The sequence below is a fragment of the Chitinophaga sp. 22620 genome (assembly GCF_052044405.1).
Classification (GTDB): domain Bacteria; phylum Bacteroidota; class Bacteroidia; order Chitinophagales; family Chitinophagaceae; genus Chitinophaga.
Window position 1 is genome coordinate 472,931 of sequence record NZ_JBQEMV010000004.1, and the last position, 21,029, is coordinate 493,959.

At 51.7% G+C, this 21,029-nt stretch carries 14 protein-coding genes; 10 read left to right on the forward strand and 4 right to left on the reverse strand.

The genetic code is table 11. From position 1 onward, the window contains the following. The 7 genes from ACTJIK_RS21325 (at nt 1) to ACTJIK_RS21355 (ending at nt 9,932) form a co-directional block, all read left to right on the forward strand. Nucleotides 1-888 carry a hypothetical protein gene (locus tag ACTJIK_RS21325; protein ID WP_440649566.1) on the forward strand — a complete coding sequence of 296 codons (888 nt, stop codon included), beginning with the start codon at nt 1-3 and terminating at the stop codon, nt 886-888. Between the two features lie 20 nt (nt 889-908). Next, nucleotides 909-2,243: a PAAR-like protein gene (locus ACTJIK_RS21330; protein WP_440649567.1), complete on the forward strand. Its 1,335-nt coding sequence runs from the start codon at nt 909-911 to the stop codon at nt 2,241-2,243. Between the two features lie 14 nt (nt 2,244-2,257). Further along, nucleotides 2,258-3,070 (forward strand): PoNe immunity protein domain-containing protein, encoded by an 813-nt coding sequence (locus ACTJIK_RS21335; RefSeq protein WP_440649568.1) that lies wholly within the window; start codon nt 2,258-2,260, stop codon nt 3,068-3,070. Between the two features lie 24 nt (nt 3,071-3,094). Continuing rightward, the gene (locus ACTJIK_RS21340; protein ID WP_440649569.1) at nt 3,095-3,862 is read left to right on the forward strand and encodes a hypothetical protein; all 768 of its coding nucleotides are present in this window, start codon (nt 3,095-3,097) and stop codon (nt 3,860-3,862) included. Nucleotides 3,863-3,972: 110 nt separating this feature from the next. Beyond that, on the forward strand, nt 3,973-4,929 hold the full coding sequence (locus ACTJIK_RS21345) for a hypothetical protein (RefSeq protein ID WP_440649570.1): 957 nt from the start codon (nt 3,973-3,975) through the stop codon (nt 4,927-4,929). Between the two features lie 136 nt (nt 4,930-5,065). Then, complete coding sequence (locus ACTJIK_RS21350) at nt 5,066-6,169, forward strand: AI-2E family transporter (protein ID WP_440649571.1); 1,104 nt, start codon at nt 5,066-5,068, stop codon at nt 6,167-6,169. 10 nt (nt 6,170-6,179) lie between these two features. After that, entirely contained in the window at nt 6,180-9,932 is a 3,753-nt protein-coding gene (locus ACTJIK_RS21355) for a hypothetical protein (RefSeq protein WP_440649572.1), read from the forward strand. 45 nt (nt 9,933-9,977) lie between these two features. Here ACTJIK_RS21355 and ACTJIK_RS21360 read toward each other — a convergent pair whose 3' ends face one another. After that, nucleotides 9,978-11,420 carry a hypothetical protein gene (locus ACTJIK_RS21360; RefSeq protein ID WP_440649573.1) on the reverse strand — a complete coding sequence of 481 codons (1,443 nt, stop codon included), beginning with the start codon at nt 11,418-11,420 and terminating at the stop codon, nt 9,978-9,980. Nucleotides 11,421-11,705: 285 nt separating this feature from the next. Here ACTJIK_RS21360 and ACTJIK_RS21365 point away from each other — a divergent pair, with 285 nt between their 5' ends. Next, nucleotides 11,706-14,129: a TonB-dependent siderophore receptor gene (locus ACTJIK_RS21365; RefSeq protein WP_440649574.1), complete on the forward strand. Its 2,424-nt coding sequence runs from the start codon at nt 11,706-11,708 to the stop codon at nt 14,127-14,129. A gap of 82 nt (nt 14,130-14,211) precedes the next feature. Here the strand turns inward: ACTJIK_RS21365 and ACTJIK_RS21370 are convergent, their stop codons facing one another. The 3 genes from ACTJIK_RS21370 to ACTJIK_RS21380 all read right to left on the reverse strand — a co-directional run bounded on the left by ACTJIK_RS21370 (nt 14,212) and on the right by ACTJIK_RS21380 (nt 18,498). Then, nucleotides 14,212-14,469, reverse strand: coding sequence for a hypothetical protein (locus ACTJIK_RS21370; protein WP_440649575.1), 258 nt, complete (start codon nt 14,467-14,469; stop codon nt 14,212-14,214). A gap of 158 nt (nt 14,470-14,627) precedes the next feature. Beyond that, complete coding sequence (locus tag ACTJIK_RS21375) at nt 14,628-17,189, reverse strand: TonB-dependent receptor (protein WP_440649576.1); 2,562 nt, start codon at nt 17,187-17,189, stop codon at nt 14,628-14,630. Nucleotides 17,190-17,445: 256 nt separating this feature from the next. Continuing rightward, nucleotides 17,446-18,498, reverse strand: coding sequence for a thioredoxin-like domain-containing protein (locus ACTJIK_RS21380; protein ID WP_440649577.1), 1,053 nt, complete (start codon nt 18,496-18,498; stop codon nt 17,446-17,448). A gap of 156 nt (nt 18,499-18,654) precedes the next feature. Between ACTJIK_RS21380 and ACTJIK_RS21385 the strand changes: the two genes are divergently transcribed. Further along, complete coding sequence (locus ACTJIK_RS21385) at nt 18,655-19,353, forward strand: hypothetical protein (protein WP_440649578.1); 699 nt, start codon at nt 18,655-18,657, stop codon at nt 19,351-19,353. A 1,020-nt stretch (nt 19,354-20,373) separates the two neighbouring features. Continuing rightward, the gene (locus ACTJIK_RS21390; protein WP_440649579.1) at nt 20,374-21,021 is read left to right on the forward strand and encodes an ankyrin repeat domain-containing protein; all 648 of its coding nucleotides are present in this window, start codon (nt 20,374-20,376) and stop codon (nt 21,019-21,021) included. The last annotated feature ends 8 nt before the right edge of the window (nt 21,022-21,029 follow it).

A 21,029-nucleotide genomic window follows, 5' to 3' on the forward strand; every position in this document is an offset into this window, starting at 1 on the left:
ATGCAATTCAACGCAGACAGGCCTTCGCCCGGTTCGTATGTTCATTATCATATCACCAGCGCCAACAAAACGGCGATCGGTTCGCATGTGATGCAGTTCGTGCAGCATAAGCTCGTGAAGCTGCGGGCGCTGGAAAGGGACGGGGAGGAGCTGCTGCTGGAATACACGCTGCTGGCCCAGCAGATGCAGGGCACCATACAGATCCACGAATGGGCGGCGGATATGGATGAGCTGCAATCGCCGCTCATACTGGCGCTGGATAATAGCGGGCAGCTGAAGGACATCCGCAACTTCGCCACCCTGCAGCAGAAATGGGCCGATTTTTTCGCGGCCAGGATGCAGAAAAAATACAAACACCTCAAAGAGGCGGCGGATAATATGATCGCCGAGACGGCGAAGCTGCTGAAAGACAAGCAGCGGTTTATGCAGGCATTTGAAGGCTATAGCGCATGGCGTTTCTTTTTCCGGGACAATTACGCGGAAAAGAAACCATTGGAACGAAAGCCGTTTGTGCTTAAACAATACTTCGGGACGGTGGATCTGCCCCTGCTGATGGAATCGCGGTGGGAGGAAGAATATGAGCTCCACCATCACCGCTACAGCCTGGAGAACAATGCAATGCTGGATGCCGCGCAGTTCGACCGGAAGGCTTTCGCCCGGATGCTGAAAGACCTTACGGGGGTGTTTAATATCAGTGCAGACCTGGAAGTGTCCATGGAAGAGCAGTTCCACTATAACGGCGCGCATTGGCTTACGCATGCGGAGATGTTCCTGGAAACGAAAGTGTCTGACTGGTACGGCATCATCGGCGCGCATACCCTGGCACAGGTATCGGAGGCGGAAGCGCGGCATCCGGAAAAATTATTCCAGGCGGAGGCTGAAGCCTGACCTGATCAAAATTTTCAAACATGGGCTCAAAAAAATACATTCCTGCAAACAGCTGGCTCACCTGCGACAAAGGGAGCGCCCCTTCCCGCCTGCTGGTGACCCATCATAACAATACCCGCATCTACGGGGAGAACCTGGCCAGTGAAATGGACATGGTACCGGGAGAGAACATTTTCCCGATGGGCTCCTGCTCCGTAACCGGCGGCTCCTGCCGGCCGGATCCCATTTACTGGGATAAATGCAATGAAGGCGTGAAGGTTAACGGCTACAAGCTGGTGTTTGAGGATGCATGCCTGCTTTGCAAGCAGGGCGGCAAGGTGAAGGTGGATTTTGACGCGCCTTCAGGCGGGGGGACAAGCGCTGCTGCCCTTACAGGGCTGGGTTTCGGGATGAACAACGCTGGTAATTATCTTGGAGAGAATTTTGCGGAAGCTTCAAAAACCCTGAAAGACATCGAAAGAGAATCTTTCAGGGGAAAGACGGTCGATGAGATCGCCGCAGACAGGAACTACGAATCCAAGCGCGTATACGGGGAAGAACGGGTGAAGATGGACCTGAAGGCCAAAGGATATGTGATCAACTCCACGGATATGGGCCGTGGCCAGAATGGGCTGGACATCAGCGCGAAGGATGTAAAAGGCAATACAGACATTGTTTCAGACGGAAAATTCGCCAGCCGCGGCGGGAAACCCAAGCTGGCAGGCACCAAAAGAAGCGGCACACAGTTAAGCGATCAATGGCTGTCCAAAGGTCAGCATACCGGCGACAGCAGGGTGCAAAGATCGCTGCCGCCAGACGATGCGGCCCGTGTGCTGAATAAAGTCAATTCCAACGACCCGAGCCTGAAACGGTTGGCGGCAGGGGTTGACCCGGAAGGAAAAATTGCGTATCATGAGGTGGATCGGAATGGCAAAGTGGGCAACAAGGTAACGCTGGAACCCGCGAACGTGGTAAGAGGCAGCTCCAAAGCTGCCAACGCTATCAACGGTATTTCCGCCAGCATCCAGGGAAATAAGGCGGTGAGCGCCGCGAACGATTTCCTGGTGCGGAATGCTTCCACCGTCAGCAAAGTGGGCAAGGTAGTGGGGCGCGGGGCCATCGTGGTGGGGATCGTGATGGAAGGGTACAATGTTTATTCCGCTTACCAGGAAGAAGGGCATTTCGGGGAAAAGACAAAAGAGGCCACCGGTTCGGCTGTGGGCGCACTGGGCGGGGCTTTGGTCGGCGCGAAGATAGGCGCCGCCGTAGGTGCGTTGGGAGGCCCGGTCGGGATAATCGTCGGAGGGGTTGTAGGCGGGATTATCGGCGGTATTGCGGGCAGTAGTGTTGGAGGATGGATCGGAAGCTTGTTTTAAATAAAAATCAGGATATGTTCAGGGATCATTTCAAAAATGAACAGTATTTCGGGGAATCTGCGGGCAGGTTAAAAGCAACATTAGACAGGGTTAGGCAGGAACTGCTTTCCAAGCCCCAGCCATACCGCAATGAATATTATACATTTGCCGACGGGCTGAGTGTATATATTTCACTGGCCTATTCACTGGGCCTCAGTGTAAAAAGCCTGGTAGCGCCCTGCCGGGAAATGCTGGATGCATATACCAATTGCATTGACACAGATACTGACTATTCCGACGGCGGCGGCCTCATCTATTCACAGCTTCTTAGCATGGTTGCCATGGGTGTGCTGCTGGATACCAAAGCAGAATTGCGCAATCTTGGCAATAAGCTGGCACGCGTAGGGTATAAGGATTACCTTATGAATTACCTGCTCCGTTATGCCGATCCCAATTATGAATTGCCCGAAACCCTGCTCTGGCCGGAGGACGAAAGCTGCCGGAAGCTCATGGAAATAACGAAATCCGGCAAAGCTGAAGCCGCTGCCGGGTTGTATGAATATCTTCAGAAGACCTATTATACCCGCGATAACCTGGAAGATGATTACAACGCCCACAAAAGAGCGGACAGGTCGTATACAGGTTACTGGAGCTTTGAAAGCGCTGCTATCGCCAAAGTGATGAACCTGGACGATGCAAAGCTGAAAGGCAACCCCTACTATCCTTACGACATGCTCCATGGCGACCCTCCCGGCACGCCTGAACGCCCTGTGGAACCGCCGCCTTCGCCGGATAGCCGGAAAGAAGAGCCTGCACCGGTGCAGAAGAAAAAATGGTGGCAGTTTTAAGCAAAAAATATTTCGGCCTTTTACATGGGAAACAGATCATATCTCAGCATCAATAAACCGGGCGAACGGTGGCAAGTCCTTTTCGAAGGAAATAACTCCCTGGCGCATTTCTGGCTGCTGTTGCTGCAAAAAGATGATGTCGAAAGCGTGCGCAGCGTGTACCGGGAAATTTACCAGCCGGAAAACGAGGATGCGGAAATAGATACGGACATCAGGGTCGGCCAGGCCCAGGCTATTGAAAATGCCCGGGGAAGAAGGGATTACATCGCGCAGGTATACCCTGATCTGCTGGATTATTATGATGAATGGCTGGCTTATCTGAAAAGGCAGCCCAGCGAAGACGATACACTTTTCATTGACCTCATACAGCTAGCCGGTTTTTATGAAACGCCCGACGAGTTCCTGAACCGCCTGGCAGCGTTTTATGATGACGTGGCGCAACTCCGGCCTGCATTTGAAAGGAACATTCCCGAAACATCGGGCTGGGATGGGACCAGCGGCAGATTGTTTGCTGCCTCCTCCTTGTTCTACCGCAATTTTCCGGAAGCCCGCATGCAACCCGGCAACATCGGCCTGGTGAAAACGCCCGGCCGCTTTAAAGCCATGAATTACGCCTGGGGCGCGGTTAGTCTCGCAATGGTAGGCGGGCTGTTCTATTTATTCCGCCTTTTCCCGCATTTCTGGCAGCATATTTTGATAGCGCTCTTATTCGCCCCGGCGATCTATATCAGCATCAAAGGATTCCTGCTGGTGGAACGATGGAGCGGGCGCGCTTTGCAGAAACGGAATTGACTAGCGTGATGAATTATTTCGCGCATCTTTCCTGTAAGTGAGGAGGAGATTTAGTGAATATACAATGACCGCCACCGGAAAAATGTATATTTATATAAATAAAATACTTCATGAGAAAGTCATTATCCCTACTACTGCTCTCTATTACCTTCACCGTTGCCCGCGCTTATGCCACCACCTGGAATGAACCATGGGCGGATAAAGTGATCCGATCATCCACCTCCTTCGTGCTTGCCAAAGTTATTTCCTCGGAACCGGAAGAAGGCGTAAAGATCAGGGTGATCCGCACCATCAGCGGGAAAGAATTAAAAGACAGCCTGGAGATCACCGGTTTCTCTTTGCTGGAAGTTTGCAGCACTTCAGGCGGCCACGGCCCGGAGTTCCGCGTGAACGAGGCAGATAGCTGTTTCTTTTTCATCAGCCAGGATAAAGACGGGAAATATTGTATCGCCACACCTTCTACCGGCTTCGATTACGTGCACCAAGGGAAAGTGAAAGCCACCTACAGGCACAGCTACCACCAGGCTCTGGTACCTTTCGACGTTTACGAAAAATCCATGACGGCCGTCTTTAACCATTACCATAGCTTACCTTACGATAAAGAATACCTCTCGAAATTCATCAATGAACAATTAAGCAAAGCACCCGCTGGCTTCGATGAAGAAGAGATCGACACTTTCTTTTTGCAGCACGTGGCCATGGAATGCGTTTACCATCTCCGCCTGAAGGTAGACGAAAACCTGCTGCTGCCGTTCCTCAACGACCCGGAAAATTTCCATAATAATATTTCAGCAGCCAGGGCCTTAGCCGCATCCGGTACCCCAACCAGCAAACAGGCACTGTTGAAGATCATCAACACTCCCGGGCAGAATACATTTCTGCAGGTCATATGCGTTTGGACGCTGGCGGAATATCACCCGGCGGAATTGAAAGACCTGCTGCGGAAAACGGAAACCTCCGCTTCTGAAGAACAGAACAGTTTCGGGGGAAACATCATGGACCCACGGGTATGCACATCTATCCCAACAGTGAAAGAAGCGCTGCAAACGCTGATTGCAAAATTATAGAGAAGTATCTCTCATGGAAAGCTTCCCGGAAGTTATTCCCGGGAAGCTTTTTTTATTCCTTAATGCCGGATAACGGGCCTCGTCTTCGCAGTGTGTCCCCCAAAATTCATTATATTTAGTTAAGAATCCTTACCGCATGCGCATTACCCTCCCCAATTCCCGCGGCATCATCGAAACGATCCTGGTGCTGCTGCTCCTGCTGGCCCTGCTCTTCGCGTTGTACGACGTATTGAAGGTGTTCTTCGGCGTATTCACGTTCGCATTGATCTTTTCCGTGTCTTTCGCCGCGCCTTACGAAAGGCTGGTAAACGTAATGGGAGCAAGACGGAAGCTCGCTTCCACACTGTACGCAGTGATCCTCATCTTCATCGTGGCGCTGCCGGTCGTGTACATTGTGAGCGCCATGGGCAGGCACATGAAGGATATCCTGAAATTTTATGCGGACATCCAGGCCAACGGCCTGCCCCCTTTGCCGCAGCAGGTCACGCAGATGCCCTTTGTGGGAGATCCGGTGGCTTCGTTCTGGCAGCATTTGCAGCAGAACCCGCGGGAGGCCCTCATGGGATACGAACATCAGATCCGCCATGTGCTGCACCGTGTTCTGACCGGCGGGGCGGGCGTATTGGGCACCGCGCTGCAGTTCGTGCTTGGCATTATCATCTCGGCCATCCTGCTGGCAGGCGGGGAAAAGGTGATGAGACCGGTCAAAACCACCCTGCAGCACCTGCTGGGCCGCCGCGATGGCCTGGCCCTGCTGGACGCCACCACTCACGCCATCAAAGGCGTTTCCATCGGGGTGATGGGCACGGCTTTTATCGCGGCCTTTATTTCATGGATCGGGTTCGTGATCGCGGGATTGCATTTTAAGATATTGCTGTGCGCGCTGGTGTTCTTCCTCGTGCTCATACAAGTCGGGCCTTTGCTGGTATGGCTGCCGCTGGTGGTGATCCTCGCCGTGCAGGGTCATACCGGCACAGCGGTTTTTGCCGCGGCGTACGGGCTCTTCGTGCTGCTGATCGATGCGGTGCTGAAACCTGTGCTGATCGCTAAAAGCGGGGGACGGCTTCCTTTTCTCGTGCTGTTCATCGGCGTGATCGGCGGGCTTGCGGCCTGGGGTTTTACGGGCATGTTCAAAGGCGCTATTATCCTTGCTGTTTTCTATACGGTCTTCAACTCCTGGCTGGCACGGAAAGATCAGCCCAAACTGTCCCCGGAACCGGGCGCGGGTGAGTTCATGTAAATCATATGTTTTGAAAAAAGCCTTCAAACGGATACTGATCTTCCTGGTGGCGGCTGTGCTGGTATGCATGGCCCTGCTGTATTACCTTATCACTTACCGGTTCAAGGAAAGCCTGCGGTATGCGGTGAAAATGCAGACCAAAGGGCAGTACGCGTTTGATGCGGGCAGCGCCGAAGTGTCTTTCGGAAAAAGGGCCATTATCCTGCGGCATTCCTCGGTACACTGCATGGACCGGCAGCATTCGCCTACAGCTTATAGTATCGAGATGCCGGAAATGTATTTCTCGCTCGCTTCCTGGAAAGACCTGCTGATGAACCGGAAGATCATCGTAGACAGCCTGGCCTTTATATCCCCGCACGTGAAAATGAACGCCAGGCTGCAGTCTTCGGCAAAGCAACGCGCCCGCTTCAAGGGAACGGACATCCTGGACATCCTGCAAAAGACCCTCACGCATTTTAATGCGCATTCCTTCAGCATGCGCAACGGTTCGTATGATTACCTCGTGGAAGATAGTATGATGTTGCATGTGAACGATATCAACCTTTACGTACAGAACTTTACAGAGATCAATAATAAAGATGATCATCTTTTCGGATCGGACAGGGTAGTGTTTTCCTTGGGCCGCCAGCGCTGGATATTGCCCAAACGCAAGCAGGATATAAGTTTTAGCGCCCTGCGGTTCGACAGCCGGGGGCAGCGGCTGGAAGTGGACAGCGTCAATTATACGGAGCAGGATTCGGCAGGCCGCGCCGGGCTTAGTTTCCAGGCGTATAAAATATTTTTCAACTCCCGCCACCTGCCCGCGGTATACCAGCACAACCGGCTGCTGATAGACACGCTCACCTGCCTGAACCCCGTATTGACCATCCCGCCCGGGCGGCGAAGCGGCGGAAGGCAGGATACACTGCTGGCGGGCAACCGCATGCCTTTCGGTTTTTTGCAGGTCGGGTTCATCAACGTGGTGAGCGCGGATGTGCACCTCCAGGGACGCCAGGCTGCAAGCCGCAACAGTAACCTCCGCATTTATAATCTTAAGGTGAACCCGCAGGCACAACGCCCGCTGAGTATAGACAGCGTGCGCATGGATCTCCGGGAGATGGTATTTTATTCGCGGGACAGCCTTTACCAGATGCGCATCGACGAGTTCGCCATTGAACGGGACGGCATTTTATTCAAAGGTGTTACCTATATGCCCACGGAAAAAAATCATGCCGGGAAGACGGTGACGGCCACCGCGCCGGCGCTGCGGCTGAAGAATGTAGACCTGGAATCGCTGATGCGCAAGCATCTCAGGGCCGGTGAAGCCGAGCTGATCCATCCCGTGATCACGGTGCACCGGCAACACAGCCAGCCAGCACGTACTGCTTCGGTTAAAGGGCTTCCCAAAAACCTGGACGTTTTTTACGAGACGCTGCATGGTATCAGGGAAATGGTGCATGTGGAGCATTTCCGCCTGCGCAACGGCGAGCTGAACTATAAGGCGGGCGGGGAGCATGGCTCGGAGCTGAAAGCGGGATCGATCGAAGCGCATATTTTACTGGATAAGCTTTTCCTGAGCGATTCGCTGGTGGACATTAAGCATGCTATTCCCGACCTGCGCGTCGGCAGCTTGCACCTTTTGTCGAAAGGAACAAAAATAACCGCCCACAATTACCGCTTCGATGGCGTAATGCGGCGCAGCTGGAACGAGCGGCTGGACATGCAGCTGCCCAATGGCGCACAATTGCGGGCGGATAATATTTATTGGGAAGTGTTCGACTGGGACGTGTTCCAGCAAACGCATGCCATACAGGTGGATTATTTCAGGGCGGGCAGCATCAGCCTGAATTTACCCGGGAAAAATAAAAAAGAAGAACAGCATAACCCCAGACATCCGCTGCCTGTTATCCGTGTGGCGAAGCTGGAAGCGGATCAGTTCACATTCTTCCAAACAGCGCCAGGCGGCAATGTGCAGGCAAGAGGAGGCGGGTTGCTGATCGGGCAGTTGCATACACGGGAACATTTCTTCGCCTGGAAAGATGCACAGCTGAAGCTTTCCTCTGTACAGGTGAAGAAGCCCGGTTTTTCGCTGGAAACTGACGCTGCGGCGATTTTCAGCGGGAAAGAAAGTGAGATCACTAACGTCCGGCTGGTTTCGGGTTCAACGAAGCTCGCCTTGCCGGCTTTGCATTTCAGGCTACCGGTTTATTCTACTGATGTCAGCAGGATTGAAATACCATACCTGGATGCAAATGATGCGGAGGTGGAACTGCTTTCGAAAACCGGGAATACGGCGAAAAGATCTTCGCCTCCCGTCATGAAGACACCGCTGGCCCTGCATATCGGGGAAGTGAATATGAAGAATGCAAATATTGCTTACACAGGCATTGGACCGGAGGATAGCATGCGGCTTCAAACCCGTTTACAGGTGAAAGTAAAAGATGTGAGGACGCGGGATGAAGGCCTGGGATTCGCCGATGCAGATATTTTGCTGGAGGATAGCCGGTTTAGCCGGCCAGGATTAAGCATGGCATTGCCATACACCCGGTTCCAATTATCGGTAGCCGAAATAAATAACAGGACGGTTTCTGCACTGGCCGCGCTTTCCTGGAAGGGCGGCAGGTTTAAGCGGGAGAAAGACGCGGCGGTGGTTTCGGTGGAACAGTTTGCCGGGAGCCTGCCTTCCACCGCTATCAAGCTCCATCACAATGAAAAATTCAATTGGAAAAGCCTGCTGGCCCTCATGACCACGGAAGGAGGGAAGATGAATTTCAGCAATGAACAACTCCACGCCGGCGCCGGCAGTTTTCATTGGACCGGTAACGCGCTCCGCATCGGGGACATATTCATGCAACCCCGGCTCAGCCGCGAGGAAACCTTCCGGAAAGAAAAATGGCAACAGGATTACATCACTGTCAACGGCGGAACGATAACACTCACCGGCTTTGACCCTGCCCGCATGGGCGACACCATACCGCATGCCGCTAAAGTAATGCTCAACGGCCTGGCAATGACCGTTTCGCGGGACAAACACATGCCTTTGCAGCACGGCGTCACGAAGGAAATGCCGACAGCGCTGCTAAAGAATATTTCAGTTCCGTTCCGGATCGATACGGTATCCATTTCGAACAGCACGGTCACCTATGCGGAGCGCCCTGCCAAAACGGACCACTGGAATGAGATACCGGTGAAAAATGTGGAAGGCACCATCCTGAACCTTGGCAATCGTTTCAACAAAGAAGATTCTCTGCTGGTATTCGCTTCCGGCAACGTGTTCAACGGCAGCATCCGCCGGCTCGCATACCGGGAATCGTATGGCGACAGTCTTTCCGGCTTTACCGCCCGCCTGGATGTATCGCCCCTTCACCTGCCCGAGCTGGGCCGCAATGCCATGCCGCAGGGGCATATCCGGATCACGGAAGGGGATATCGATACCGTTTTCAGCACCTGGAAAGGCAATACCTACGCGGCTTACGGCCAGATGCACTTCTATTACAGCAACCTGCGGCTGCGCATCAGCGACAAATATCACCCCGGCAAATGGCGCCCGCTGCCCGCGTTGGAAACCTGGCTGGCCAATCTGCTGCTTCCTTCGCGCATCACCCGCCCGTCGTTCATTTTTACGGAACGGAACCGCGAAAAATTCATTTTTAATTACTGGATCATTACGCAAAAAAGCGGCGTGATGTCTGCAATAGGTTTAAAACGGAACCGCGCTTACCGGAAGAAATACAACAGATACCGCCAACAGTATTTTCTGCCGCCGCTATCAGCCGGGCTTTAAAAATAGCGGGTTCATGGACTGGAATTCAATGGCAATGCCTTTCCTCTAAAAGTTATGGATATACGAAACCAGCAAACCCGCATGCAGGGTACGCCCTTTGCTGGTGCCGGTATCGCCGAGAAGATAATTGCTCTCGTCCGGATGGTCGAGATTGATGCTTTGCGGATAGTCGTTCGTGCCGCCGTAAGCCAGCAGCAGCCCCGTACGGATGTTGTACCGCCGCTGCCGCATGTTCACACCAAATTGTGCGTGGTACAGGTTCCAGTCTGTAATGTTGACCTTATATCCTTCAGTGAGGGAACGGCCTTCTCCTTTATCGTACGTAAAATCCGTCCGGAAAGAAGCGAATAGCATCAGGGAGGACGACATCCTGTAACTGGCGCCGATGCCTGCGTTCAACACGCCGCGCCGCTCGTCGCTAAGCCGCAGGAAGCCGGAGGAAGCGCTGTTGCTGCCCGTGTCAGGCCTGATGAAGGCCGTGGGTTTCGGGGTGAGGATATCATATGCTTTGACGGGCGCAAAATATTCAGCTACGATATATACCTGGCCTCTTTTATGGAGATAAGTGTAACCGGCAGCAATGCTCAGCGGGTTTTTCCAGGCGGACCGCAGGCCGGTTTGCCGGCTGCTTGCCAGCAGGTTGATGGCTGCTCCGCCAAGGTATAAGTTGCTGACCTCGATATTGGAAAACACGGTGCCTTTTCCTCCCAGCCTCAAAACGGGCGTTGTGACCAAAAGGCCCATATGATGATTGTCCGTCAGCTCCCACGCCATCCCGATCTTCGCCCGTACGCCTGCCTGCCTGAAGCTGGCGGTATAATCTTCCGATACGGTGGTGATGGGCGCCAGTATGGTGTCCGGTCCGGCCGGGTTCATCATGGCCCGGGCAGTGAAGTCTACCGTCATGGATTGTTTTTGAAGAATGCCTTCCGCCGTAACGCCGAGGGCCGTCTTTTTTCCCAGCCGCATGCCTGCTGCCAGCTGAAGGGAGGTCTGGTCGATCCTGTTCGCCGCTTTGTACTGCCCGATAAAAGTTTCGGCGCCGGGGCTGTACGAGTTGTCCAGCACATCCTGCGTGACGTCTTTCTGCTGCGTAACGCCGTAATCTATGACAGGAGTATGTACGATCGCGTAGGCGAGCGTGAAGGGCAGCCTTTTTTTGAGGATAGGAACCGCATGCGAAGCCACCATGGGAACAATGCTGGCGCCCTGCGAGCGGAGGTTCAGCCCGGTACCCAGTCCGTTTTTGAACAGGATGGACTGCCACTGGTAAACGGTGCCGCTCAGCGAAGTGGTACTGCCTTGCGTGTTCACGAGCAGCGCGGGGTTGTAGAACATCACGCCGGTGTCCCTGTTCTGGGCGATCACGGAGCCCGGCATAAAAAAACCGGCGGGGCCGTAGCTGGAAGACCAGTAATTCGCGTCCTGTGCGGAGAGGCTGGCGGGTAAGGCCAGGAGTGTTACCAGGAATGTGTAAAGATGCCTCATAGGAGTACTGACAATGATGATGAACGATACAGCCGGGGCAGGCCATTATCTTTCTAAATTACTGAAAATTATTTATTTATGAAGAAGTGTAAGCGGAAACGTATGACGTCTCCATGCCCGTATTTTTTCCCGATTGCGTAAATGGTTTTCCCGTTCCGACATGAATTACCGTTCTCCGCGCCGGAACTTTGCGGCGGATTCCCGCACCCGGTATTGGCCCTTTGTTTCCCGCAAGGGCCTTTTTTTGTGTCGGGATACGATAATGCTTGTATTTAAACTCATAAGATGAAACATTTACTGATGATGATGGCCATGATCGCAGCTTTCTCCGGCGCTGCGCATGCCCAGGCCAATACAGGGAATATTAAAGGCGCTGTGTCTACCAACGACGGCCAGCCCGCCCCTATGGTAAGCGTACAGATCAAAAACAAGAACCGCGGCGCGGTGACCGATGTGAAAGGCGAATTCAGCATCCGCCGCCTGCAACCAGGCTCCTATACACTCCAGGTATCCCTGCTGGGCTTCGAAACCACTGAGCAGACAGTGGAGGTTTCAGCTAACAGTACCGCGGAGATCGCTATCAGCTTAAAGCTGTCCAACACGCAGCTGGAAGAAGTGACCATCAAAGGCACCCAACTGAAAGGCAAAAGGGAAAGCGACTATATCGCCCGCCTGCCCATCAGGAACCTGGAGAATCCCCAGGTATATAACACGGTAGGGCAGGAGCTGATGAAGGAACAGGTGATCTCCACCTTCGATGATGCGATGAGGAATGCGCCAGGTGTTGCCAAACTCTGGACCTCCACCGGCCGCCCCGGCGATGGCGCGGGTTTCTTCGCCATGCGCGGGTTTGCCGTACAGCCCTCCATGATCAACGGTATTGCGGGTCTTACCAATGGTTCCATAGACCCTGCCAATATCGAACACATCGAAACCATCAAAGGCCCTTCCGGCACATTGTTCGGCAGCAGCCTGATCTCTTTCGGCGGGCTGATCAATATCGTGACCAAAAAACCGTACGAGCACTTCGGCGGCGAACTGTCCTATACCGGCGGCGGCTTTGGCCTTACCCGCATCACGGCGGACCTCAACGCGCCCCTGAATGAAGATAAAACCGCCCTGCTCCGTGTGAACGGCGCTTACCACAACGAAAATTCCTTCCAGGATGCCGGGTTCCGCAAATCAGTATTCCTTGCGCCCAGTTTCTCTTACCAGGTGAACAGCCGCCTTTCCTTTAATATCAACGCTGAATTCTACAACGGCGAAGGCACCAACCCGCTGATGGTATTCCTCAACAGGGGCCGCCAGCTGATCTACCGCACACCGGCAGAGCTGGGTATCGATTTCAACCGTTCCTTTACCAGCAACGACCTCACCAACCGTACACCCACGGTGAACCTGTATGGCCAGGTGAACTATAAGATCTCGGATAAATGGACCTCCCAGACGAACCTCACCCGCAGCAACCGCAAGAGTGAAGGATATTACAGCTACGTAATGTTCCTGGACCAGGGCGCCACTAAGCCCAACGACACTTTGCTGAGCCGCTTTGCTTATACGCAGAACAGTATTTCCAATACCACGGGCATCCAGCAGAACTTCATCGGCGACTTCAAGATCGGTTCCCTGCGCAACAGGGTGGTGATCGGCCTGGACTTCCTGGGCATGGAAACCACCAACAATCATTCGCCTTATCTCCGTTTCGATTCCGTAAGCTCCGTGAACGTAAAGGACCCGCGGTATTCACAGCTCAACCGTGCGGCTGTAGATGCCCGACTGGCGCAGCTTACAACCGGGCAAACGAGAAACGCTACCAAAAACTATTCCTACAGCGCATACATCTCCGATGTGCTCAACATCACCGGGCAATTGATCGCGATGGCCAGTGTGCGGGTGGATTATTTTGATAACAAAGGCACTTTCAATTACCTGAACGGCACCAAGACCGGCAACTATAACCAGACTTCGGTATCGCCCAAGTTCGGGCTGGTGTACCAGGTGGTGAAAGACAAAGTGGGCGTGTTTGCCAACTACATGAACGGTTTCAAGAACGTGGCGCCTGTAACGCAGCCGCTGCCGGAGCTGGACGGCAACTTCAAGCCCCAGCATGCCAACCAGTACGAAGGCGGTGTGAAGCTGAACGTACTGAAGAACCGCCTCAACTTTACCCTCAGCTACTACGACCTGAAAGTGGATAACATGACCATGCCCGCTTCCATCGAAAAAGAAGGCACGACCTATAACTATTCCGTGCAGAACGGTACCCAGCGCAGTAAAGGCATTGAAGCCGACCTGAACGCTTCTCCCGTTAGCGGGCTGAATATTGTGGCGGGCTATGCTTACAACGACAGCAAAATGGAAGAGGCCGACCGGTTCACCAAAGGCAGACGGCCTGTGAGCGCGGGTCCTGAGCACCTGGCCAACTTCTGGATCAGCTACACCCTGCAGGGCGGCAACCTGCGCGGCCTCGGCGCCGGCGCGGGCGGCAACTACGCCAGCGACAACGTGATCACCAACGATGAGCGTACCGGCATCTTTACGCTGCCTTCCTACACAGTGTTCAACGCTACGGTTTTCTACCAGGTGAAGGCATTCAGGCTCGCCCTGAAGCTGGATAACATCGCCGACAAGGAATACTTCGGCGGCTGGACCACCGTGGAAAAACAAATGCCGCGCAGGTTTTCAGCCAACGCGACATTTAAGTTCTGAGAAGCTCTCAATTTTTTATAGTAAGACGGTCCTGCATTGCAGGGCCGTTTTTTTTAGGTCCATATTAATGGGAAAACTGTTCTCAGCATTCTGAATAATCAGACGTGAAGGTGCCGTTCACTGCGTACAGTTTGTCTATGGAGATGTCGATCTTCCCTTCTTTAGCATCCAGCTGCATCCATTGTTTGCCGTCTTTCTCATACAGCGATGTAATGAGGCCGTTGGCGCGGGTTACGCCATTGTCTTCGTACAGGATGCCTGCTTCCTGTTTATTCCGGAAGAGCTCTTCCAGTATGCCCTGGAAAGAACCTTTGGGAGGGAGGGTTTGCCGGGTGTCCATGGTTGTATTTTTTGTAAAGGTACGGAATTGCCTGCGGTGGATGATGGAGGTTTTAAAGGGGTTTGTGGTGTTTTTTGTGGGTGTTACGGTTGAAAAATAAAATAAAAAGCCGGCGCACGCTTCATGAGCATACGCCGGCTATCATAATATAGTTTCCCTTAATTAGCAGGAGCGAAAACATACCGCAGCGTGATCCCATACGTCCTGGGATCGCCGAGTACCGCGGCATAGTGCCCGGCGTTGCCCGCGGCTACCAGTAATTGTTCGTAATAATCTTTGTTGAAGAGGTTCCGTCCCCATACGAATACAGACACGCCTTTTGTGGCGCGGAAGCCCAGCCTGCCGTTGAACAGCGCGTAGCCGTCTACGTTCAGGTAGGGAGAAGGAGAGGGGCTGGATGAGAATTCCGAGCGGTAGTAGCCGTCCAGTGCGAGGAAGTACCTTCCGCCCTGGCCGAGGAATTTGCCGCCGGTGGATGCTTCGCCGCCCAGGGTGGCCGTCCATTTGGAGATGCCGGGCAGCCTGCCGCCTGAAATGTCTTTGAACGCGCTGGGGCCGCCGGTTTCTTCCAGCGGTACAGGCGCGTTTTTGAAGGATTTGTATTTGCCGTCTGTATATGCTACTGCGCCAAAGAGGGAGAAGTTGTTGTTGAACCGGATGTTGCCGTCCAGCTCAGCCCCGCGCACCTGCACTTTTTCCGCATTAGCAAGGTAGCCGCGGTTCACGCCCAGCTCAGCGGTTTGCACCTGCGTCTGGAAATCCCTGATGTCCGTGTTATAAACGGCCAGGTTGAGGGTGGAAGATGCTGTGGGCGTGGTTTTGATGCCTACTTCGTAGTGCTGCACTTTTTCCGGTTTGATCACCGCCAGTTCAAGCATCGGCTGGCCGCTGGCAGTGGGAAGGCCTCCCAGGTTGAGGCCTACGGGTTTGTAGCTGGAAGAAAAGGTGGCGTAGGTATTGATGTTGTTGCTGGCTTTGAATGAAACGGTCAGCTGACCGGAGAAATTGGTGTCGTCCGTCTTCGTGTTGAACACCTGGTCTGTATACACAATGGCTTTCAGCGCCAGCAGCGCGGGGTCGGTGGTTTCGAGGCCGCCGTATGTTTTACGGTTGAAGTCCACTTTTTTATCATCGTAGTTGTAACGCAGGCCGGGCAATACGTGCAGGCGGTCGGTGATGGCCCAGTCCAGCTGGCCGAACACCGCGGCGCTCAGCGTTTGCAGGCGGGAAGTGGTGCGGATGCCGTAACCGTCTAGCAGGCCGGGCGTTTTCCATAATTCGCTGGTGGTGCTTTGTGAAAAACGCCATTGCGCGTCGCCGGATTCTTCGATATGCACGGGATCGGTTTTCAGGTCCTGCCCGATCACAAAAGCGCCGATCACGCCGCTCAGCTTGGAAGAAAAGTTACCGGCATACCTTACTTCCTGCGACCATTGCTGGTGTTTGGAAGTGGCCTGCGACAGCGAAAGTACCGCCAGTCCTGTAAAATCGCGGTCGTTGGACGGATCCCAGTTCCAGTAACGCCAGGCCGAGGTGGAGGTAAGCGTGCCGTTACCGATCTTGGCGTCCACGTTCAGCGATACGCCGCCGAGATCGTTGCCGGAGCGCCAGGTGGTGTTATGGTCGATCCGGCGGTCGAAAGCATTACGGCTGGGCAGCTGGTAGTTGAGGTCCGCGATGATGCTCTCAAACTGCCTGTAGGCCGCGCGTTTGGTTTGCACCACGCCGGCAACCACCTGGGCATAACCTTCAGGGCGTTGTTTGGACGCGTCGCCGGTGAGCGTGATGCTCACATTTTCGCTGGGTTTGTACAGCAGCTGGGCCCTTCCGCCGATGTTATTGATATCGTTCACATATTTTTCAGAAGAAATGTTATAAATGGTGCCGTCGCGCTGGGTGCCGGAAAAGGCGATCCTGCCCGCGAGCTTGCTGGTGATGGCGCCGGTAACGGACGCTTTCGCCTGGATGTAGCCATAGTTACCATAGCTCACTTCAGCGGAGGCGCCGGGAGAGAAGGAAGGTTTACGGGTGGTGATATTCAGCGCGCCCGCGGTCGTGTTCTTGCCGAACAGCGTACCCTGGGGGCCGCGCAGCACTTCGATCTGCTCTATGTCCACAAAATCGAGCGTGGTAGCGGCGGGGCGGGCGTAGTATACACCATCCAGGTAAAAACCAACACCAGGATCGATACCGTCGTTGGTAAGGCCAAAGGTGGAGCCGAGGCCGCGGATATTGAGGGTGGTGTTACGCGGGTTGGATGAATAGAGCTGAACGGTGGGGATCAGTTCTTTCACGCGGTTTACGTTGAAAGCGCCGGCGTCTTCGATAACGCTGCCGCGCACAACGGAAATGGCGATGGGCACGTTCTGGATCTTTTCGTTACGGCGGCGTGCGGTAACGGATATTTCATTGAGCTGGCGGTTGTCTACGGTCAGCACAACTTCCACGGAATTCTGGTTTTGTTCGGTCACTTCCACTTCGCGGGTGGCAAAGCCGACGGAGCTAACGGCAAGGGTGAGGGGAAAGGGGGCATAGGTGCGCAGGCTGAACTGGCCTCTGCCATCTGCAATGGCGTGGTTAGTGGAGCCTCTTAAGCTAATGGTGGCGCCGGGTACAGGAGATCCTTTTTCCCCTTTGACCACGCCTGTGATCACTTTTTGCGCAAACGCGGCGGTGCCCAGGAGGACGGAGAAGAAAAGGAGAGGTAGTACTTTTTTCATGATCATTACAATATTGGTTGAGTTTTAATCTAATAGGCTATATAGTCTACAGGATTTGTAGACAAATGTAATATGGTATTTCGGATTTTTATACTTTTTTTTGAAAAAGGGGAATTATTGTGTGTGGACGGGCTTTCGGGGGATTATAAGGGCAGGTAATAATGCGACGGTTCGGCGGTGCATCAGGGGTTATTTGCTATGGGAACAGGCATTGTAAAGACATTTATATTGTTGCCGGAACCTGGAAGGAATTTAATTATTGTAAATAACCTGGTAATGCGTCGCTCTTTATATTGGTGCCCAGTATCTTTCCTTCTTTATTGATGAGGATATTAAAAGGAATAAACCCGATATTATAGTATTTCGCCAGCTCATTCTGTGCTGCGCCCTTAAGATCAGAAACCTGTACCCAGGTAAGCTTATCCTTTTTGATGGCTTTTAGCCATTCAATCCTGTTATCATCGAGGGAAACACTCATAATCTCCAGCTTGCGGTCTCTATATTTATCATATAACAATACCAGCTTAGGATGCTCTGCCCGGCATGGCTTGCACCAACTCGCCCAAAAGTCAATTAAGAGATAGTCGTAGGTCAATTCCCGGCCACTTATCATTTTGCCCAATGTATCGGGCTGCGGAATGAAGGCATAGGGAACTCCGATACCTGTTTTATTACGCATCGCAAGGCCTGTTTCCACGCCGTTCATTCCTGCTTTTGCCCGCTGCCGTTGACCCAGTAATTCAAATATCCCCAGGGCCTGCTGATAGTTGAACTGGCCAAGCATGGCTGCCTCACTCAAAAAAGAAGACGACAAGTCGTGTTCCGGGTATTTATTTACAAAATCACTCATCGCCTTGAAAAGCTGTTGGGCCTTTATCGAGTCGGTAATGGCAGCCCCCATTATTGCCTGCCACCTTTTACTGAAGGCTTTTTTCAGGCTGTCGCTAAAAGAGCCTGTTACATGCATTACCTCCAGCCCGGTAATAGTTTTGCCGTTTTGTACGGCAGAAAACCGCTTAGCGGTTAGCACGATGGTTCCGGTATCGAGGTAAACCCACCCCGTGGCGGTGCCTTCGCCCAAATACAGCATGGCTTCCCGCGGGCCGTCAATAAATCCATTGAACCTGAACCCTCCATTTTTGACCACCATACTATCCAAAACATGGCTGCTATCATTTTGAGCATAACTAAGGAATATTTTACCTGTATAATCAGCATCCATCGCACCATGGAGATAAAAATTAGGGGCGGTTTGAGCTACTGAATGCATGGACACAAACAGATAACCAACCATTAGCAAACATTTCATGGTATTTTCTTTGAGTTATCTAAATATAGGCAATAAGTGCAGGTCGGCCAATACTCTGCCTGGGCGGAGGGGCAAATTCTTCCCATTTCACCGGTCTGATTTATGGCGATCTGTTATAACATCCTTACATTCCCGTACTTTATTATATTTTACATCATGATAGATTTATCTCATGCTGAGAAACATATTCATTGCGTTACGAATTTTCAGGACCTGGTTTCTACGCCATTTGTTGGAGAAATGAATGCAATTTGCTGGACCCGTACACTAGCGGGAGATTTTTCCGAGATTGTTAAAAAGGTAGCGTTAAGCGGGAATATAACGGTAATTGAACAAGAGGAACTTTGTGAACTTCAGTTGAGTGAACAAGGACAACTTGCCCGTGAAATCCTTTTAAATGACCTGGAGATATTAAAAGCTTACGGCGCATCGCCCGTCCTGAATGTGATCAAACACTATGACCGGGACGATACCTACCCGTTTTTTCCAACCGATGTTTATTCTTTTCATGTAGACCGCTCTCCCATACCAACCGACACTTTTTTATGTACCTACTATGGCGAGGCGAGTGAAATATTGCCAAATGCACAAGGCACAAAGAAAGTACTCATTCCGGAAATACGTGAAAAGCTCAAAAAACTATATGATGGACCAGATGAGGGTTTTGAATCATTCTTAAGTGAACATTTCTTTGATCTGCATTACCAGGCTGCACCTGATGCACGTCCGGTAAGCTTAGGTCTTGGTAACCTGTGGCGGTTGGCGGTTGATCATCCTGGGAGTCAGGTGCCTCCCTGCCTTCACCGTGCGCCGGATGAAAAACCGGGGGAGAATAGGTTGTTGATGATCTGTTGAGCACAAAATCCTTAGTAGCAAGACGATTCATCTAAACGCAAAAACTGTTGGCCGCTAGACTTTTTCATACAAGGGAAGAACACGGCATTATGTAAAAATGCAGAGCTTTAATCAAGAATACTTCGAACTTAAAACGACCAGCGTTGCTGATAACCTTTTGAAACTGTTAACTTAACTGTGTAGAGGTCCGTGTTTAGATAACTGTGCAGTTCTCTTTCTCTTTGACGAGTCCCATCTTTTTTTGAAGTAGGCTATTGAACCCCTCGCAGATATTGCACAGGACAGGTCATTCCGGCTGAGTACCCTTAATGTTTGATCCGTTATTTTATTTCCTGCATTGTAAAGGAACCATAGCTCTTCCAGTATTTTTTCTTCATTCCAATAGTTTTTCCGTCGTAGCTTTAATCCCAGGTCAAATTGTTCATTCAGTTTATTTAATCCTCCAAATTTTTGTGAGGCATGATATAGTTCCGATCTGTTCTTTTCAATTAGAAGTGTTGTAAGTGAATGTTTCTCCAGTGCATTTTTATTTTCGGTGCAGAATTGTTTCAATTCTTTCTGGAAACTATCAGTGGTCCAGTATGATTTGGTAGATGGGATCCGCTTTTTTGTTGCTTTTTTTATTGAGATTTCAGGGATGAAAGTAGCCTTGTTTAATCAGGGCAATATAGATGTAAGATTTCAACATTATTTATTTTTTGTCAGAAGCGGGGATTTTAACGGACCCTTCCGGATTGGAGCTATCCAGCGGTTACCGGTATTAAATCCCTCAAAATAAAAAGAGGCTATCTCAAAGGCATCTCAATGAATGGACTGAAAATACGCTTTGTGATAGCGTCTTTTTGTCGCCCTGGCTGTACAATTTTCGAACTATTTTCTGGAATATTTTAAAAGTCTTACAATCGTATCTAATTGTAAGACAGTTTATTAAATTGTAATTACTGTCCGTATATGCTATTAGGAAATTCATTTGATAATCGTTACTTTTATTAGGTACAATTTGTAAAGGTTGTAAAGCGTATGGAAAGTTTAAACCAACTATTGCTTAACGCAGCGATAAAAAATGATCTGGACGCGGTAGAAAAACTGGTTTGGCAGGGAGCGGACATTAATTATACTGATCCCCGGGGAAATTGCGCGGTGTTTTCTGCGGCCTGGGAAGGCAATATTAAAGCCTTGGATCTGTATTACAGTTTAGGCGCTTTGATAGAATTGGAAGACAATAACCCACTTTGCAATGCTGCTTTTAATGGGCAAGTGGCGTCTGTAAAATGGTTATTAGAAAAAGGAGCGGATCCCAATTTTAGTTTTAAGAAAACCGGTGAGAATGCCTTGCATTATACTATTTGCAAATCCAGTGAAATAGATGAAAGAACTGAAATCGTAAAGTCGTTGGTGGACGCTGGTACCGATGTAAATAAAAAAACAATTAAGGGGGCAGAAACCCTTTGTTTCATGAGAGATGCTTTCTTAAAAGCTGAAACGCCGCTTCACCGGGCAGCTGCTTATGGCAACGAGCGCATTATTAAGTTACTGATAGAAGCAGGAGCTGATCGATCTGTAAAGGATGCCAATGGCGATTCCCCCATGTCCTGGGGTAGCTGGCATCTGAGAGATTCGGATGTACTGAAATTGCTGCTTTATGGTGATATCCCCCGCATTTGGTAAACGAGCAA

Coding starts and splice junctions, on each gene's coding strand:
- ACTJIK_RS21325 (WP_440649566.1), top strand. CDS start 1: ATGCAATTCAACGCAGACAGGCCTTCGCCCGGTTCGTATGTTCATTAT.
- ACTJIK_RS21330 (WP_440649567.1), top strand. CDS start 909: ATGGGCTCAAAAAAATACATTCCTGCAAACAGCTGGCTCACCTGCGAC.
- ACTJIK_RS21335 (WP_440649568.1), top strand. CDS start 2,258: ATGTTCAGGGATCATTTCAAAAATGAACAGTATTTCGGGGAATCTGCG.
- ACTJIK_RS21340 (WP_440649569.1), top strand. CDS start 3,095: ATGGGAAACAGATCATATCTCAGCATCAATAAACCGGGCGAACGGTGG.
- ACTJIK_RS21345 (WP_440649570.1), top strand. CDS start 3,973: ATGAGAAAGTCATTATCCCTACTACTGCTCTCTATTACCTTCACCGTT.
- ACTJIK_RS21350 (WP_440649571.1), top strand. CDS start 5,066: ATGCGCATTACCCTCCCCAATTCCCGCGGCATCATCGAAACGATCCTG.
- ACTJIK_RS21360 (WP_440649573.1), bottom strand. CDS start 11,420: ATGAGGCATCTTTACACATTCCTGGTAACACTCCTGGCCTTACCCGCC.
- ACTJIK_RS21365 (WP_440649574.1), top strand. CDS start 11,706: ATGAAACATTTACTGATGATGATGGCCATGATCGCAGCTTTCTCCGGC.
- ACTJIK_RS21370 (WP_440649575.1), bottom strand. CDS start 14,469: ATGGACACCCGGCAAACCCTCCCTCCCAAAGGTTCTTTCCAGGGCATA.
- ACTJIK_RS21375 (WP_440649576.1), bottom strand. CDS start 17,189: ATGAAAAAAGTACTACCTCTCCTTTTCTTCTCCGTCCTCCTGGGCACC.
- ACTJIK_RS21380 (WP_440649577.1), bottom strand. CDS start 18,498: ATGAAATGTTTGCTAATGGTTGGTTATCTGTTTGTGTCCATGCATTCA.
- ACTJIK_RS21385 (WP_440649578.1), top strand. CDS start 18,655: ATGATAGATTTATCTCATGCTGAGAAACATATTCATTGCGTTACGAAT.
- ACTJIK_RS21390 (WP_440649579.1), top strand. CDS start 20,374: ATGGAAAGTTTAAACCAACTATTGCTTAACGCAGCGATAAAAAATGAT.